Source organism: Viridibacillus sp. NPDC093762, assembly GCF_050279675.1.
Lineage (GTDB): Bacteria > Bacillota > Bacilli > Bacillales_A > Planococcaceae > Viridibacillus.
In genome coordinates this window covers 20,511-38,680 of sequence record NZ_JBNNUK010000006.1, presented here as the reverse complement: position 1 = coordinate 38,680, position 18,170 = coordinate 20,511, and the positions used below count along the sequence as shown (strand labels likewise).

17 protein-coding genes are annotated in these 18,170 nt (G+C 37.9%); all 17 read left to right on the top strand.

The genetic code is table 11. The annotated features are described in order from the left end of the window. The first annotated feature begins 112 nt into the window (after nucleotides 1-112). The 17 genes from rpoC (at nucleotide 113) to rpsS (ending at nucleotide 18,150) form a co-directional block, all read left to right on the top strand. Nucleotides 113-3,712 (top strand): DNA-directed RNA polymerase subunit beta', encoded by a 3,600-nt coding sequence (rpoC, locus tag ACQKM9_RS09690; RefSeq protein ID WP_427734167.1) that lies wholly within the window; start codon nucleotides 113-115, stop codon nucleotides 3,710-3,712. A gap of 132 nt (nucleotides 3,713-3,844) precedes the next feature. Then, nucleotides 3,845-4,093, top strand: coding sequence for a ribosomal L7Ae/L30e/S12e/Gadd45 family protein (locus ACQKM9_RS09685; RefSeq protein ID WP_427734166.1), 249 nt, complete (start codon nucleotides 3,845-3,847; stop codon nucleotides 4,091-4,093). Between the two features lie 100 nt (nucleotides 4,094-4,193). Then, nucleotides 4,194-4,613: a 30S ribosomal protein S12 gene (rpsL, locus tag ACQKM9_RS09680; RefSeq protein ID WP_053418537.1), complete on the top strand. Its 420-nt coding sequence runs from the start codon at nucleotides 4,194-4,196 to the stop codon at nucleotides 4,611-4,613. A gap of 35 nt (nucleotides 4,614-4,648) precedes the next feature. Further along, on the top strand, nucleotides 4,649-5,119 hold the full coding sequence (rpsG, locus tag ACQKM9_RS09675; RefSeq protein WP_038179053.1) for a 30S ribosomal protein S7: 471 nt from the start codon (nucleotides 4,649-4,651) through the stop codon (nucleotides 5,117-5,119). 42 nt (nucleotides 5,120-5,161) lie between these two features. Beyond that, entirely contained in the window at nucleotides 5,162-7,240 is a 2,079-nt protein-coding gene (gene fusA / locus ACQKM9_RS09670; RefSeq protein WP_427734165.1) for an elongation factor G, read from the top strand. 138 nt (nucleotides 7,241-7,378) lie between these two features. Next, nucleotides 7,379-8,566: an elongation factor Tu gene (gene tuf, locus ACQKM9_RS09665; protein WP_427734164.1), complete on the top strand. Its 1,188-nt coding sequence runs from the start codon at nucleotides 7,379-7,381 to the stop codon at nucleotides 8,564-8,566. A gap of 143 nt (nucleotides 8,567-8,709) precedes the next feature. Next, complete coding sequence (locus ACQKM9_RS09660) at nucleotides 8,710-9,393, top strand: response regulator transcription factor (RefSeq protein WP_427734305.1); 684 nt, start codon at nucleotides 8,710-8,712, stop codon at nucleotides 9,391-9,393. A 6-nt stretch (nucleotides 9,394-9,399) separates the two neighbouring features. Next, nucleotides 9,400-10,425: a sensor histidine kinase gene (locus tag ACQKM9_RS09655; RefSeq protein WP_427734163.1), complete on the top strand. Its 1,026-nt coding sequence runs from the start codon at nucleotides 9,400-9,402 to the stop codon at nucleotides 10,423-10,425. Nucleotides 10,426-10,524: 99 nt separating this feature from the next. Further along, a complete protein-coding gene (locus ACQKM9_RS09650) occupies nucleotides 10,525-11,286 on the top strand; it encodes an ABC transporter ATP-binding protein (protein WP_427734162.1) in 762 nt (253 codons plus the stop codon). Further along, nucleotides 11,276-13,264: an ABC transporter permease gene (locus ACQKM9_RS09645; protein ID WP_427734161.1), complete on the top strand. Its 1,989-nt coding sequence runs from the start codon at nucleotides 11,276-11,278 to the stop codon at nucleotides 13,262-13,264. Before ACQKM9_RS09650 ends, ACQKM9_RS09645 begins: the two co-directional genes overlap by 11 nt. Before the next feature lie 124 nt (nucleotides 13,265-13,388). Continuing rightward, nucleotides 13,389-14,705 (top strand): Na+/H+ antiporter family protein, encoded by a 1,317-nt coding sequence (locus tag ACQKM9_RS09640; protein ID WP_427734160.1) that lies wholly within the window; start codon nucleotides 13,389-13,391, stop codon nucleotides 14,703-14,705. 314 nt (nucleotides 14,706-15,019) lie between these two features. Next, nucleotides 15,020-15,328, top strand: coding sequence for a 30S ribosomal protein S10 (gene rpsJ / locus ACQKM9_RS09635; protein ID WP_004233624.1), 309 nt, complete (start codon nucleotides 15,020-15,022; stop codon nucleotides 15,326-15,328). 47 nt (nucleotides 15,329-15,375) lie between these two features. Next, the gene (gene rplC / locus ACQKM9_RS09630) at nucleotides 15,376-16,005 is read left to right on the top strand and encodes a 50S ribosomal protein L3 (RefSeq protein WP_038179068.1); all 630 of its coding nucleotides are present in this window, start codon (nucleotides 15,376-15,378) and stop codon (nucleotides 16,003-16,005) included. Nucleotides 16,006-16,031: 26 nt separating this feature from the next. Beyond that, on the top strand, nucleotides 16,032-16,655 hold the full coding sequence (gene rplD / locus ACQKM9_RS09625; protein WP_427734159.1) for a 50S ribosomal protein L4: 624 nt from the start codon (nucleotides 16,032-16,034) through the stop codon (nucleotides 16,653-16,655). Next, a complete protein-coding gene (gene rplW / locus ACQKM9_RS09620; RefSeq protein ID WP_038179071.1) occupies nucleotides 16,655-16,936 on the top strand; it encodes a 50S ribosomal protein L23 in 282 nt (93 codons plus the stop codon). The genes rplD and rplW overlap by 1 nt, the downstream gene beginning before the upstream one ends. Nucleotides 16,937-16,977: 41 nt before the next feature. Further along, complete coding sequence (gene rplB / locus ACQKM9_RS09615) at nucleotides 16,978-17,808, top strand: 50S ribosomal protein L2 (protein ID WP_427734158.1); 831 nt, start codon at nucleotides 16,978-16,980, stop codon at nucleotides 17,806-17,808. Between the two features lie 60 nt (nucleotides 17,809-17,868). After that, nucleotides 17,869-18,150: a 30S ribosomal protein S19 gene (gene rpsS / locus ACQKM9_RS09610; protein WP_038179075.1), complete on the top strand. Its 282-nt coding sequence runs from the start codon at nucleotides 17,869-17,871 to the stop codon at nucleotides 18,148-18,150. The last annotated feature ends 20 nt before the right edge of the window (nucleotides 18,151-18,170 follow it).

Sequence of the window (18,170 nt, the reverse complement as noted above, 5' to 3'; positions counted from 1 at the left end):
TGAATGGCGGGCAGGTCCATTAGGGCTTGTCCAGCTTTCCAATTATCATTAAATCAATCGTCGAGCTAAGAATAAAGTCGAAAAGACTTCATACTAAAGGGAGGTAGGCTCCTTGATAGACGTTAATAATTTTGAGTATATGAAAATTGGTTTAGCTTCACCTGATAAAATCCGCTCATGGTCTTATGGAGAAGTAAAAAAACCAGAAACTATTAACTATCGTACACTCAAACCAGAAAAAGATGGTTTGTTCTGTGAACGAATTTTCGGACCTACAAAGGACTGGGAATGTCACTGCGGTAAGTACAAGCGTGTACGCTATAAAGGTGTAGTTTGTGATCGTTGTGGAGTTGAAGTAACACGTGCAAAAGTACGTCGTGAGCGCATGGGTCATATTGAATTAGCTGCTCCAGTCTCACACATTTGGTATTTCAAAGGAATTCCAAGCCGTATGGGGCTTATTTTAGATATGTCTCCACGTGCATTAGAAGAAGTAATCTACTTCGCTTCTTATGTTGTAGTAGAGCCTGGCGATACTGCACTTGAGAAAAAACAATTGCTTTCAGAAAAAGAATATCGCGCGTATCGTGAAAAATACGGCAATACATTCCAAGCTGCAATGGGCGCTGAAGCAATTAAACGTCTTTTACAAGAAATCGATCTTGATAAAGAAACAGAATCTTTAAAAGAAGAACTTAAAACTGCACAAGGTCAACGCCGTACTCGTGCAATTAAACGTTTAGAAGTTGTTGAGTCATTCCGTCATTCTGGTAACCGTCCTGATTGGATGATTTTAGACGTACTACCTGTTATTCCACCAGAGCTTCGTCCAATGGTGCAATTAGATGGTGGGCGTTTTGCAACAAGTGACTTGAATGATTTATATCGTCGAGTTATTAACCGTAACAACCGTTTAAAACGTCTTCTTGATCTTGGAGCACCTGGTATTATCGTTCAAAACGAAAAACGTATGCTTCAAGAAGCAGTAGATGCATTAATCGATAATGGTCGTCGTGGCCGTCCAGTAACTGGTCCAGGTAACCGTCCATTAAAATCTCTTTCTCATATGTTAAAAGGTAAACAAGGTCGTTTCCGTCAAAACTTACTTGGTAAACGTGTTGACTATTCAGGTCGTTCTGTAATCGTTGTAGGACCTAGCTTGAAAATGTATCAATGTGGTTTACCGAAAGAAATGGCAATCGAATTGTTTAAACCTTTCGTTATGAAAGAACTTGTTGAACGCGGTCTTGCTCACAACATTAAATCGGCAAAACGTAAAATTGAACGTATGCACTACGAAGTATGGGATGTTTTAGAAGATATAATCCGAGAACACCCAGTATTACTTAACCGTGCACCGACTCTTCACAGACTTGGTATTCAAGCTTTCGAACCAACTTTAGTTGAAGGGAAAGCAATCCGTCTTCACCCATTAGTATGTACAGCATATAACGCTGACTTTGATGGTGACCAAATGGCGGTTCACGTTCCTTTATCAGCAGAAGCACAAGCAGAAGCACGTTTATTAATGCTTGCAGCTCAAAATATCTTGAACCCTAAAGATGGTAAACCTGTTGTTACACCATCTCAAGATATGGTACTAGGTAACTACTACCTTACGCTTGAACGAAAAGGTGCTCGAGGCGAAGGCGCTGTATTCTTTGGTCCTGAGGAATTAATGGTTGCTTATGAAAACAGTGAAGTCCACTTGCATACACGTATCGCTATTAAAGCTTCATCTTTGAATAACCAAACATTTACAGAAGAACAAAGTAGCAAGTTGTTATTAACTTCAGTTGGTAAGGTAATATTTAATGAAATTTTACCGGAATCATTCCCGTACATTAATGAACCAACAATTACTAATTTACAAGTTGAAACACCAGCTAAATATTTTGTTCCTACAAATACAGATGTTAAGAAATATTTATCAGAAGTTGATCCAGTTAAGCCATTTACGAAGAGCTATTTAGGTAAAGTTATTGCTGAAGTATTTGCTAACTTCCACATTACTGAAACTTCTAAAATGCTTGACCGCCTTAAAGATCTTGGTTTCAAATATGCAACTAAAGCTGGTATTACAATCGGTATCTCAGATATCCTAGTATTACCTGACAAACAAGAGATTCTTGAAGAGGCTCAAGAAAAAGTTGATAAAGTATTGAAACAGTTCCGTCGTGGTTTAATTACAGAAGAAGAACGTTACGATCGTGTAATCTCTTATTGGAGTGCAGCGAAAGACGTAATCCAAGAGAAACTTATGAAGTCATTAGATAGCTTTAACCCTATCTTCATGATGAGTGACTCTGGTGCCCGTGGTAACGCATCTAACTTTACTCAACTTGCTGGTATGCGTGGTCTTATGGCCAATCCAGCTGGTCGTATTATCGAACTTCCAATCAAGTCTTCATTCCGTGAAGGTTTAACAGTATTGGAATACTTCATCTCTACACATGGTGCTCGTAAAGGTCTTACCGATACAGCACTTAAAACGGCCGATTCAGGTTACCTTACTCGTCGCCTAGTTGACGTAGCACAAGATGTTATTGTCCGCGAAGATGACTGTGGTACTGACCGTGGTTTAACAATAGGTTCATTAAAAGAGGGTACAGAAGTAATCGAAGCTCTTGAAGAACGTATTCTTGGCCGTTATGTTAAGAAAACAATTCGTCATCCAGAAACAAATGAAGTTATGGTTGAAAGAAATGCATTAGTAACACCAGAACTAGCTCGTAAAGTAATTGAAGCAGGAATTGAAGAAGTAACAATCCGCTCAGCATTTACATGTAACACTAAACATGGTGTATGTAAAAAATGTTACGGCATGAACTTAGCGACTGGTGATAAAGTTGAAGTCGGCGAAGCAGTTGGTATTATCGCAGCTCAATCTATCGGTGAGCCAGGTACACAGTTAACAATGCGTACTTTCCATACAGGTGGGGTAGCAAGTAGCGATATTACACAAGGTCTTCCACGTATCCAAGAGATTTTCGAAGCGCGTAACCCTAAAGGTCAAGCGGTTATTACGGAAATCGCAGGTACTGTAGTTGACATTGACGAGATTCGCGAAGGTCAAAAAGAAATTACAATTCAAGGTACAGTAGAAACTCGTAAATATTTGGCTCCGTACAATGGTCGTATTATAGTACAAGTTAACGATCAAGTTCACCACGGACAAACGCTTACTGAAGGTTCTATCGATCCAAAAGAATTGATTAAAGTAACTGATGTAGCAACAGTTCAAGAATACTTATTGAAAGAAGTTCAAAAAGTATATCGTATGCAAGGTGTAGAAATTGGAGACAAACATATCGAAGTAATGGTTCGTCAAATGCTTCGTAAAGTGCGTGTAATTGAAGCTGGTGAAACAGATGTACTACCTGGTTCACTACTTGATATTCACCAATTCTCTGAAGCCAATGCAGAGGCGTTGTTAAATGGAAAACTTCCAGCAACTTGTCGCCCTCTTATCCTTGGTATCACTAAAGCATCTCTTGAAACTGAATCATTCTTATCTGCAGCATCATTCCAAGAAACAACTCGTGTGTTAACGGATGCAGCTATTAAAGGTAAGCGTGATGAACTACTAGGTCTAAAAGAAAATGTAATCTTAGGTAAACTTGTTCCTGCTGGTACAGGTATGCAACGATATCGCCAAATCAAAATTGAGGACAGCGAAATTGAAGATGCTGAACCAGCTTTAGCTGAATAATAAAATGATCCGGGAGGAAGCGGTTTTCCCTTCTTCTCGGGATTTTTATGATTTTAATTGACAATAAATACATTGAGTGATAATATATTTTAGGTTGATAGTTGATTGTCTATCATTTCGGAGGATATGCAAATGTCTTATGAAAAAGTCAAAAAGGCTAAAAAAACAATCATGGGTACTAAGCAAGCAGTAAAAGCAATGTGTACTGGTCATGTTACTGAAATTTTCGTTGCTCTAAATGCAGATGATCGAATTACCACGCATGCGGTGCAATTAGCACAAAAAAATGGTATTCCCATTGTATTTGTAGACTCGAAAAAAGAACTTGGTAGAGCCTGCGGAATTCAAGTAGGTGCTGCAGTTGTTGCAATTACTGAATGATGGTTTTTGTGTATGATACACAAAGACTTTGTTTTTTACCTAAAAATGAACCACCTGGATGTGTGGATTTAAACTGAAGATATGAAGGGAGGAAAAACCGATGCCTACAATTAACCAATTATTACGTAAGCCTCGCCAATCCAAAAGCAAGAAATCAAACTCACCAGCGTTAAACAAAAGTTATAACAGCTTCCAAAAAGCTTTAACTGATGTTAACTCACCACAAAAACGCGGTGTATGTACACGTGTTGGTACAATGACACCTAAAAAACCTAACTCAGCGTTACGTAAATACGCTCGTGTACGTTTAACAAACCAAATCGAGGTTAACGCTTATATTCCTGGTGAAGGCCACAACTTACAAGAACACAGTGTTGTACTTATCCGTGGAGGTCGTGTAAAAGACTTACCAGGTGTACGTTATCACATCGTTCGTGGTGCGCTTGATACTGCTGCAGTATCTGGCCGTATGCAATCTCGTTCTCTATATGGTGCTAAAAAACCAAAAGAAAAAAAATAATTAAAATTAAGCTCTAATCGAAAGGAGGAAAACACATGCCTCGTAAAGGTCCTGTTTCCAAACGTGACGTGTTACCAGATCCAATTTATAATTCAAAACTAGTAACTCGTTTAATCAATAAAATGATGGTAGATGGTAAAAGAGGTACTTCTCAAAAGATTTTATACGGTGCGTTCGAATTAGTTAAAGAACGTTCTGGTAATAATCCAATCGAAGTATTTGAAGCTGCATTAAACAATGTAATGCCAGTTCTTGAAGTTCGTGCTCGCCGTGTAGGTGGTACTAACTATCAAGTACCAGTAGAAGTACGTCCAGAACGTCGTACAACTCTTGGTCTTCGTTACCTAGTAAACTACTCTCGTCTTCGTGGCGAAAAAACTATGGAAGAACGTCTAGCTAACGAAATTCTAGATGCTTCTAACAACACTGGTGCGTCAGTTAAAAAACGTGAAGATATGCACAAAATGGCAGAAGCAAATAAAGCATTTGCTCACTACCGTTGGTAATATAAAATCGGCTTAACCCCAATATGGAAGGAGAAATTTCCTATGAAACGCGAATTCTCACTTGAGAATACTCGTAATATTGGGATCATGGCTCACATTGATGCTGGTAAAACAACAACAACTGAGCGTATCCTTTATTACACTGGTAAGATTCACAAAATCGGTGAAACTCATGAAGGTGCTTCTCAAATGGACTGGATGGAGCAAGAGCAAGAACGTGGTATTACAATCACTTCTGCTGCAACAACAGCCCAATGGGAAGGCCACCGTGTAAATATCATCGATACTCCTGGACACGTAGACTTCACTGTTGAAGTAGAACGTTCATTACGCGTACTTGACGGTGCTGTAACAGTACTTGATGCTCAATCTGGTGTTGAGCCTCAAACTGAAACTGTATGGCGTCAAGCTACAACATACGGTGTTCCACGTATTGTATTCATTAACAAAATGGATAAAACAGGAGCTGATTTCTTATATTCTGTAGGAACTCTTCATGAGCGTTTACAAGCAAACGCACACCCTGTTCAATTACCAATCGGCGCTGAAGATGAGTTCTCTGCAATCATCGACTTAGTTGAAATGAAAGCTACTTTCTACGGCGACGAAAAAGGTACAGCAGTAACTGAAGGAGAAATTCCTGAAGAACACCGCGCACAAGCTGAAGAATACCGTGAAAAATTAATTGATGCTGTTGCAAGTGTTGATGAAGAAATCATGGAAAAATATTTAGAAGGCGAAGAAATTACTGTTGCTGAACTTAAAGCGGCTATTCGTCGTGCTACGATCGCAGTAGAATTTTACCCAGTAATCTGTGGTACAGCATTCAAACACAAAGGCGTACGCCCTATGTTAAATGCAGTTATCGATTACTTACCATCTCCATTAGATGTGCCAGCAATCAAAGGTACAGATATTGATGGTGACGAGGAATTAGAACGTCATCCTTCTGATGAAGAGCCATTCTCAGCTCTTGCATTCAAAGTTATGACTGACCCATTCGTAGGTAAATTAACTTTCTTCCGTGTGTACTCTGGAACATTAGATTCAGGTTCATACGTACAAAACTCTTCTAAAGGTAAACGTGAACGCGTAGGTCGTATCCTACAAATGCACGCTAACTCTCGTGAAGAAATCGCTAAAGTGTTTGCTGGGGACATCGCAGCAGCAGTAGGTCTTAAAGATACTACTACTGGTGATACTCTATGTGACGAGAAAAACCTAGTTATTCTTGAATCAATGGAATTCCCTGAGCCAGTAATCTCACTTTCTGTAGAACCAAAATCTAAAGCAGACCAAGATAAAATGGGTCAAGCTTTACAAAAACTACAAGAAGAAGATCCAACTTTCCGTGCTCACACTGACACTGAAACTGGTCAAACAATCATCTCTGGTATGGGTGAGCTTCACCTTGATATCTTAGTTGACCGTATGCGCCGTGAATTCAAAGTAGAAGCTAACGTAGGTGCTCCAATGGTATCTTACCGTGAAACATTCCGTAGCTCTGCAAAAGTTCAAGGTAAATTCACTCGCCAATCTGGTGGTCGTGGACAATACGGAGACGTTACGATTGAGTTCTCTCCAAATGAAGAAGGTAAAGGCTTTGAATTCGAAAACGCTATCGTTGGTGGTGTAGTACCTCGTGAATACATTCCTGCAGTAGAAGCGGGTCTTCGTGACTCTCTTGACCGCGGTGTAGTTGCTGGATACCCACTAATCGACATTAAAGCGAAATTAGTATTCGGTTCTTACCATGACGTTGACTCGAATGAGATGGCGTTCAAAATTGCTGCATCTATGGCTCTTAAAGAAGCTTCGAAACAATGTGACGCTGTTATCTTAGAACCAATGATGAAAGTTGAAGTTGTAATTCCAGAAGAATATCTTGGTGAAATCATGGGTAACATTACTGCTCGTCGCGGACGCGTTGAGGGTATGGATGCTCGCGGTAACTCTCAAGTAGTCCGTGCTATGGTTCCACTATCTGAAATGTTCGGATATGCTACAACTTTACGTTCTGGTACACAAGGTCGCGGTGTATTCTCTATGACATTTGATCATTATGAAGAAGTACCAAAATCAATTGCTGCCGAAATCATCAAAAAAAATAAAGGTGAATAATTTCTAAGTTGAATTTTCACTCTAATTAAAGTATAAATAACTTGTATGCTATATATGGAAGAGGATAGGGCCCTATTCTCTGAAATATATGACTATAAAACTAAAAAATTATAAACATAATTGAGGAGGCATTTTCTAATGGCTAAAGAAAAATTTGACCGTTCTAAAACGCATGCTAACATTGGTACAATCGGACACGTTGACCATGGTAAAACAACTTTAACTGCTGCAATCGCTACAGTTCTTTCTAAAAAAATGGGTGGAGAAGCTAAGTCATATGCTGATATCGACAACGCTCCAGAAGAAAAAGAACGTGGTATCACAATCAATACTTCTCACGTAGAATATGAAACTGATACTCGTCACTATGCACACGTTGACTGCCCAGGACACGCCGACTATGTTAAAAACATGATCACAGGCGCTGCTCAAATGGATGGCGGTATCTTAGTAGTATCTGCTGCTGATGGTCCAATGCCACAAACTCGTGAACACATCCTTTTATCTCGTCAAGTAGGTGTTCCATACCTAGTAGTATTCATGAACAAATGTGATATGGTTGACGACGAAGAACTACTTGAATTAGTAGAAATGGAAGTTCGTGACCTATTATCTGAATATGATTTCCCAGGCGATGATCTTCCTGTAATTAAAGGTTCTGCTCTTAAAGCTCTTGAAGGCGAAGCAGAATGGGAAGAAAAAATCGTTGAATTAATGGACGCTGTTGATTCTTATATCCCAACTCCAGAACGTCAAACTGACAAACCATTCATGATGCCAGTAGAGGATGTATTCTCTATCACTGGTCGTGGTACAGTTGCAACTGGCCGTGTTGAACGTGGTCAAGTTAAAGTCGGCGACGTTGTAGACATCGTTGGTATTGCTGAAGAAGCTAAACAAACAACTGTAACAGGTGTTGAAATGTTCCGTAAATTATTAGACTACGCTGAAGCTGGAGACAACATTGGTGCTCTTCTTCGTGGTGTAGCTCGTGAAGATATCCAACGTGGACAAGTACTTGCTAAACCAGGTTCAATCACTCCACACACAGACTTCAAAGCTGAAGTTTATGTTCTTTCTAAAGAAGAGGGTGGACGTCATACTCCATTCTTCTCAAACTACCGTCCTCAGTTCTACTTCCGTACAACTGACGTAACTGGTGTTTGTAATCTTCCTGAAGGCGTAGAAATGGTTATGCCTGGAGATAACATCGAAATGACTGTTTCTTTGATCTCTCCTATCGCTCTTGAAGAAGGTACTAAGTTCTCTATCCGTGAGGGTGGACGTACTGTAGGCGCTGGCGTTGTAGCTACAATCACTAAGTAATTTCTATTACTTTTTTAAAACCATCTCGTGACGACGAGATGGTTTTTTATATATATATTTATAGAAGTTTTCCCTTTACTGGAGAAAACTTTTTTTATTTGCTCTATTTCTTGTACAATATAGTATGAGAGGGTGAAAGTATGATGAAAGTTTTTATTATTGAAGATGATCAGGCAATTTTTGAAATTATTCAAGAACGATTTAGTCAATGGTCAATGGAAGTTACAAAACCTGTGGATTTCCAAAAAGTGATGGAATGTTTTCATGATGAAACTCCGCAATTAGTTATTATTGATATTCAGTTACCTGCATTCGATGGTTTCCACTGGTGTCGTGAAATTCGTCATATTTCAAAAGTGCCAATTATCTTTTTGTCTTCACGAGATCATCCTATGGATCAAGTTATGGCCATGCAAATGGGCGCAGATGATTTTATACAAAAACCGTTTAATATGGATGTACTATTGGCTAAAGTACAAGCCATTGTACGGAGAACATACGATTATAAACAGGAAAGACTACATACTGCATTATGGAATGGGGCAACCATTGATTATTCAAGAGGTACCATTACTCAACAAGACTGTTTAGTTGAATTAACAAAAAATGAATTATTTATTTTAAGAATTTTAATAGAACATTTAAATCAAATTGTATCTCGTGATGAATTAATGAGAAAGCTATGGGATGATGAACGCTTTGTTAATGATAATACGTTATCAGTGAATGTGAATCGTTTACGCTTGAAGCTTGAAGAAATTGGATTGGAAGAAGTTATTCTTACAAAAAAAGGATTGGGCTATATGGCTATTACTAAGGAGGTCTAATTTGTAATGCTTTTAATATTTCTTAAGGAAAGAAGGTCATGGATTCTTTTTTTTATAGCCGTTCAGCTGTGGTTAAATTTAGTTCTTTTTTTAGATGTAGGATTATCCAATATATCGGCAGTTTATCTTAATTTAACTAATACAGTTTTATTTATTCTTTTTTTAATATGGCGATATATAAAAGAGACCAAATCAATTCGTAGACTGAAACATTTCCTGGGGAATGATTTAGATATAGAAAGTGTTCTACCTGCTCCTTCAGAAAAACTATCGAGTTTTGAAACGGTATTTTTTAATGTGATTGAAAATGTTGAAGTAAAGAGACAGGAACAAATAAACAATGTACATGTTGAGTTTTCAGAAGATCAAGACAGAGCAATAGGATGGATTCATGAAGTGAAGACGCCTTTAACTGCGATGAAGCTTATGATTGACTCACTAGAGGACACTACTTTAAAGAAGCGCCTTGAAATTGAGTGGTTAAGAATCCATTTGCTACTTGATCAGGAATTACATCATATTAGACTTTCTACAATAGAGAATGACAACAGGATGGAGATAATATCAATTAGGCAAACAATACTAAGAGAGATTAAGAATTTGCAAACATGGTGTATTGAGAAAGGTATTGGCTTTGATATTGAGAATCTTGATGCTGAAGTACTAACTGATCAAAAATGGACATCCTTTATTATTCGTCAATTACTTTCTAATGCAGTCAAATATAGTAATGATAATTCAGATATACACGTTTACACATCAAAGGATTCAGACGGTCATGTATATCTATATATTAAAGACTCGGGTATAGGGATTAGCCAGGCTGACTTGCCACGCATTTTTAATAAGTCTTTTACTGGTAAAATTGGTCGGCATCAAACTGCTTCAACTGGAATGGGGTTATATTTGGCCAAAAATGCAGCATCAAAACTAGGTATCCAAATATTTGTGCAGTCTGAAGAGAAAGTAGGAACAGTCTTTTCCCTACGTTTTCCTTTAAAAAATGAATTCATTAAAATCATGAGTAGATGACGAAAATGTCACCTACTTTTTTTGTTTGTCATGTTAATCAAACGATTCTTATTTTGAAATTATATAGAATGGTCATATAAGTGAGAGGGAGGAATTGTAATGGCTATTTTAAAAGCGCGTAAAGTTAAAAAAGTATATGGACGTAAATTAACTGCTCAAGAAGTCTTGAAAGGTATTGATATAGAGGTTAATGAAGGGGAATTTGTTGGTATCATGGGTCCATCAGGTTCAGGGAAGACGACTTTGTTAAATGTTCTATGTTCAATTGACAATGCAACTGAAGGTGTCATAGAAATTGGTGGTAATGATTTAAGGAAGATGAAAGAGAAAGAGCTATCGAAGTTTCGCCGGGAACAGTTAGGTTTTATATTTCAAGACTATAACTTACTAGATACATTAACTGTGAAAGAGAATATATTACTACCTCTATCTATTAGTAAAGTATCAAAATCTGAAGCTGAAAGTCGTTTCAATACACTAACAGATTTATTAGATATACGTGAGTTGGCTAATAAATATCCGAATGAAATATCGGGTGGGCAAAAACAAAGAACATCTGCCGCACGTGCACTTATTTCAAATCCATCGATCGTATTTGGGGATGAGCCAACAGGGGCGCTAGATTCAAAATCAGCTACAGCTCTGTTAGAGAACTTAGCTACTATTAATGAGAAGCAAAGGGTGACAATCATGATGGTTACCCATGATCCAGTAGCAGCGAGTTTTTGTAGTCGAGTATTATTCTTGAAAGACGGTCAACTCTATACAGAGCTTTATAAAGGTGAAAAAAACCGTAAAATGTTCTTCCAAGAAATAATGAATACGCAAGGTGTTTTAGGCGGTGACGGTTATGACAATTAGTCAACTCGTACTCCGAAGTATGAAAAAGAATATTACACATTATTATTTATACTTTTTTGCTTTGATATTTAGTGTGACATTGTACTTTGCGTTTGTGACTTTGCAATTTAACCCGAGTGTTTCAGAAATGACAAAAGAAAGTCCTACAGGTACAGCAGGATTTAAAGCTGCTTCAGTGATGTTAGTATTCATTGTGACGTTTTTTGTAATTTACGCTAACCATCTTTTTATGAAGCGCAGAAGTAAAGAAATCGGTTTATATCAATTAATAGGAATGTCGAAGAGCACAGTTGTACGTCTATTAGCGATTGAAAATATATTATTGTGGACAGGTGCAACAGCTGTAGGGGTAAGTATTGGTTTTTTAACATCACGGGTATTTGCGATGATGCTATTGAAGCTAATTGCTAAAAAGGCTCTTGTGGACATTGTATTTTCTTCACAGGCACTTTTCCAAACACTTGTTGTTTTTTTAATTCTATTGGTAGTAATAACTATTCAAACTATTTTCGTGATTCGTCGTTCAACGTTACTTGATTTGTTTTCTGCAAGTAAAAAAGGTGATACGCGTGTGAAACATTTTGGATTGTTTCAAATGTTATTAGGTCTAGTAGGCTTAGTATTAATCATCTTTGGATATTATAAATCAACACATTTATTTGATTTTGATTCTGCTACTATTAATCAGTTAGTAATAAAGATGGTTACAATACTAGCTTCAACTATTATAGGGACCTTCTTTGTTTTCCGTTTTTCAGTATCTTTAATTATGAATATAATTCGTAAAGGGAAGAAAGGACATCTATCATTAACTGATGTACTGGCATTAACACCTATTATGCATCGCATGAAGGGAAATGCGAAGTCTTTAACACTTATTACAGTAATGACTGCAGTTGCTTTAGCTATTATGTCATTATCTTATATTGCGTACTATTCAGCAGGTGCGAGTGCAAAGCAAGCTGTCCCTTTTGACGTCATTACATTAAATGAACAAAATAAAACGTTTGAAGAACAACTTCAAAAAGAAAATATAAACTTTAAAAAATATGAGTTTTCTTTGTTGAATGTAGATATTGATATTTCAAGCTTGATGAAGAAACCAATATCTAGTGATATTAAAGGAAATATACGACTTGATTCTATAGTGACAAAGGTAAGCGATATGAAGAAAATTTACCCTGAAGCTAGTTTAAAAGAGGGAGAAGCCTATCTAGTAGGATATAGCGGTATGCTTGCAGAATTAATGCCTCTAGAAGTTGGTAAGTCTATGACTGTGCATACAACAGAAGGTAAATCAAAACTAAAAATGATCGGACTTGAAAAAAGAGGGATTATTACAAGTCAACTTTCATATGGCAGTGCAGCTATCGTTGTTACAGACCAATATTTTGATAAGTTAGCAACAGATGCGAAAATTCAGAAGAACACCATTTGGTATGAGCAAGAAGGTTACTCATTTGAAGAAAAAGATTTGGAGAAGGTTCAAGGAATATATATAAAGACAACCAATGACGGAAAATTCACCACAAAGGATACAAAGGGGAAAGAAAAACAATTTTTTGCATGGACTCAGGAAGGTAATAAAACTGCTGCATTAGAATTATGGGGTAATGTCATTTTCATTACAGCATTCCTCGGCTTAGCATTCTTACTGGCAACAGGTAGCGTTTTATACTTTAAGCAAATGTCCGATGCAGAAGATGAAAGAGAATCTTATACAGTTCTTCGTAAAATCGGCTTTACAAAGTCAGAGATTATGAAGGGTATATATATGAAACAAACTTTTAACTTTGGTGTACCACTTCTGATAGGGTTATTACACAGTTATTTTGCTGTTAAATCAGGCTGGATGTTATTTGGTACAGAGCTAACAACACCATTAATTCTGACAATGAGTATTTACGCGTTACTTTATTCGGTATTTGCATTGTTGTCCGTTACGTATTACCGCAAAGTTGTAAATGAAAGTTTATAATTACAGAAGAAATCCCACGTAGAGTATTACTTTGCGTGGGATTTTTTATTGACAATAATAATTAATCTACTTATAATTACTTTATCGAACTAGAGAGCTAGAGTATGAAAGTGAAGTGAAAAATATGAATGCAGTAATTATAGCAATAGCTGTCATGTTGATATTAAGTTTATTGCGTATAAATGTTGTTCTTTCACTTGTATTAGGTGCGTTTGCAGGGGGCCTAACAAGTGGTATGGGAATTTCTAAAACTGTAGAAACATTTACAGAAGGGTTAGGAGCAGGGGCAACAATAGCTTTGAGTTATGGATTATTAGGTGGTTTTGCAATGGCCATTTCAAAAACAGGCATTCCTGAACTAATGATTGCATCGATTCTAAAAATCTTAAATAAAAACGGGGAAAATAATAAACGAGGATTAGTGAAGGCTTTGATCTTCTTTCTAATTTTTGCAATGGCCGTATTCTCTCAAAACTTAATTCCGATTCATATAGCATTTATTCCATTATTGATTCCGCCAATTTTGAAAATCCTAAATATGCTTGAAGTAGATCGTCGAATCATCTCTACAATTATTGCCGTTGGTTTAGTAGGCACATATAGTTTTGTACCTTCAGGATTTGGTTCCATTTTCCAAGAGATAATAGCAACTCAAGTAACAAAGGCTGGTATGGATGTATCTGTGAATGATGTTCCGATAGCAATGGCCATTCCTGTGTTAGGGATGCTGATTGGTTTAGTTGTCGCTTTATTCTTTTATCGTAAACCTCGCCGCTATGAAGAAGCAGGAGTTGAAACTTCTTCTATAGAACTAAAGGTTAGTAAAAGAGTAATTATTTCAACTATCATGGCATTAATTGCAGCGCTCTATACACAGATTGCAACTGATTCCATGATAGTTGGTGCATTTGCAGGTATTACCGTTATGTATGTGACTGGAGCTTTGAAATGGAGAGAAGCGGATGAAGTTTTAACAGATGGAATGCGCATGATGTCATTTATCGGCTTTGTTATGATTGCAGCAAACGGCTTTGCTTCTGTTATAAATGCAACAGGAGATATAGATAGCCTAATCAGCAGTTCGTTGAGTATATTCGAAGGAAATACTAGTTTAGCTGTATTTGTTATGCTAATCATTGGTTTAATCGTAACGATGGGAATTGGTTCATCCTTTGCGACAATTCCGATCATTGCAACACTATTTGTTCCTTTGTCTGTAGAACTTGGGTTAAGCCCATTAGCAATTATGTGTTTGATTGGGACAGCGGGTGCTCTTGGAGATGCTGGATCGCCAGCTTCTGATACAACTCTAGGACCAACAGCTGGATTGAACGTCGACGGACAGCACGATCATATTTGGGATACATGTGTACCGACGTTTATCTTCGTCAATATTCCACTCATTGTCTTTGGTTGGATTGCTTGTGTATACTTCTTATAATAGTAAGGATGCAATTCGAATTGAATTGCATCCTTTTTTATTACTTATAGTTTGCAATATAGCTATATTTTTTATATACTTGAAATCTGCTGAAGAGCAAAAGGTGAAGATAACACAGAATAAACATGACATTGAAAAGAGTTTAGCGAAAACACTTGCTTATTCTTTTTTTTATGTGTATAATATCAAATGTTGGTCTTCGACTGCGATGAAGCGGGAGGTTGCCGACACACCCGGCCGCATTGCCATGGCGCGTGTGACGGAGAAATTTCCGTGGAGAATGTCTAGGAAATAGGCGAAAAGGAGGGAAAATAATGGCAAAACAAAAGATCCGTATCCGTTTGAAAGCATATGATCATAGAATTCTTGATCAATCTGCTGAGAAAATTGTGGAAACTGCTAAACGTTCAGGTGCAAGTGTATCAGGTCCGATTCCACTTCCAACTGAAAAATCGGTGTACACAATTCTGCGTGCCGTGCATAAGTACAAAGATTCTCGTGAGCAATTCGAGATGCGTACTCATAAACGTCTGATCGATATCGTTAACCCAACACCACAAACTGTTGACGCGTTAATGAAACTTGATTTACCATCTGGCGTTGATATTGAAATCAAACTTTAATGGTAAAAATGAAAATAGAAAAACAATAATCACAGGAGGTGTGACAAATGACCAAAGGAATCTTAGGTAGAAAAATCGGTATGACGCAAGTTTTTGCTGAGAACGGTGATTTAATCCCTGTAACTGTTGTTGAAGCTACTCCAAACGTAGTACTTCAAAAGAAATCAGTTGATACAGACGGTTACGAAGCAATCCAAATCGGTTTCGAAGATAAGCGCGAAAAGCTTTCTAACAAACCTGAAAAAGGACACGTAGCTAAAGCAAGCACTGCTCCTAAGCGCTTCATCCGCGAAATCCGCGATGTAAACTTAGCTGAGTACGAGGTTGGTCAAGAAGTCAAAGTTGAAATTTTCGCAGAAGGCGATGTAGTAGATGTAACAGGTGTTACTAAGGGTAAAGGTTTCCAAGGTGTTATTAAACGCCACGGACAATCTCGTGGTCCAATGTCCCACGGTTCTCGTTACCACCGTCGTCCTGGTTCAATGGGTCCAGTTGCTCCGAACCGCGTATTCAAACAAAAGAAATTACCTGGTCAAATGGGTGGCGGAGTTGTTACAATCCAAAACTTGGAAATTGTAAAAGTTGACGTTGAACGCAACTTACTACTTATTAAAGGTAATGTTCCTGGTTCTCGTAAAGCATTAGTAACAGTTAAAGCTGCTATTAAAGCTAACTAACTTACCGAAGAAAGGAGGAAACAGGAATGACAAAAGTATCTTTGCTTAGTCAAACGGGTTCTTCTGTTGGTGAAATCGAATTAAACGATGCAATCTTCGGAATCGAACCAAACCAAAACGTGTTATTCGACGCAGTTATCGCTCAACGCGCTTCATTACGTCAAGGTAACCATAAAGTAAAAAACCGTTCTGAAGTTGCTGGCGGTGGTCGTAAACCATGGAAGCAAAAAGGAACAGGACGTGCTCGTCAAGGTTCTATCCGCTCTCCACAATGGCGTGGCGGTGGCGTAGTATTCGGTCCAGTACCTCGTAGCTATAGCTACAAACTACCGAAAAAAGTACGTCGTTTAGCTCTTAAATCAGCTCTATCTGCTAAAGTATTAGAAACTAATTTCTTAGTACTAGATGCTCTTAAACTAGACACACCAAAAACTAAAGATTTCGTAAAAGTTCTTAAAGATCTTTCAATCGAATCTAAAGCATTATTCGTAACTGCTAATTTAGATGAAAACGTAGCATTGTCTGCTCGTAACATCCAAGGCATTACTGTTGTACCAGCTGCTGGTATTAACGTTCTTGATCTTTTAGGTCACGAAAAAGTAGTTTTCACTAAAGCTGCTGTAGAAAAAGTTGAGGAGGTGCTTGGTTAATGGAAGCACGTGATATTTTAAAACGTCCTGTCATTACTGAGCGTTCTTCAGAACTAATGGCAGAAAACAAATATACATTTGAAGTTGACACTCGTGCCAACAAAACTGAAGTTAAAGACGCTGTTGAATCTATCTTTGGTGTTAAAGTTGAGAAAGTAAACATCATGAACTACAAAGGTAAATACAAACGCGTTGGTAAATTCGGTGGTTACACAAACAAACGCCGTAAAGCAATCGTTAAATTAGTTGCTGGCAACGAAATCGAATTATTCGAAATGTAATTTTCGTTCATTATTGAACAATAAAGAAGGAGGGAACTCAAATGGCGATTAAAAAGTATAAGCCTACCTCAAATGGTCGTCGTAACATGACGTCATCTGACTTTGCTGAAATCACAACTAACAAGCCTGAGAAATCATTGTTAGAACCGACTAAACGCAAAGCTGGTCGTAATAACCAAGGTAAAATCACTGTTCGTCATAACGGTGGTGGCCATAAACGCCAATATCGTGTCATTGATTTCAAACGTTTGAAAGATGGCATTCCAGGACGCGTTGCTACTATCGAATATGATCCAAACCGTTCTGCAAACATTGCACTAATTAATTATGCAGATGGTGAAAAACGCTACATCCTAGCACCTAAAGGTCTAGTTGTAGGAATGACAATTTTATCAGGTGCAGATGTTGATATTAAAGTAGGTAACGCGTTACCACTTGAAAATATGCCAATGGGTACTACAATCCATAACATCGAAATGAAACCTGGTAAAGGTGGACAATTAGTACGTTCTGCTGGTACATCAGCTCAAATCCTTGGTAAAGAGGGTAAATACGTAATAGTTCGTCTTCAATCTGGTGAAGTTCGCATGATCCTTGCTACTTGCCGTGCTACAATTGGTCAAGTTGGTAACGAACAACACGAATTAATCAAAATCGGTAAAGCAGGTCGTACTCGTTGGTTAGGCAAACGCCCAACTGTACGTGGATCTGTAATGAACCCGAACGATCACCCACACGGTGGTGGTGAAGGACGTTCTCCAATCGGACGTAAATCACCAATGACACCATGGGGTAAACCAGCTCTTGGTTATAAAACTCGTAACAAGAAAAATAAATCCGACAAACTTATCATTCGTCGTCGTAAAAAATAAAGTGATTAGACTGCGGTTCGTTGAAAGAACCGTAGTGGGATCACGGAGGGAGGCTCCAATATGGGTCGCAGCTTGAAAAAAGGACCTTTTGTCGATGACCACTTAATGAAAAAAGTGGAAGCACAAGAGGCTTCTGAGAAAAAACAAGTTATCAAGACTTGGTCTCGCCGTTCTACAATCTTCCCGAACTTTATCGGACTAACTATCGCTGTATATGATGGACGTAAACATGTTCCTGTATACGTGACTGAAGATATGGTAGGTCATAAACTAGGTGAGTTCGCACCAACACGCACATATAAAGGTCATGGTGCAGATGATAAGAAAACATCAGTACGCTAATATGAGGGGAGGTAAATCCT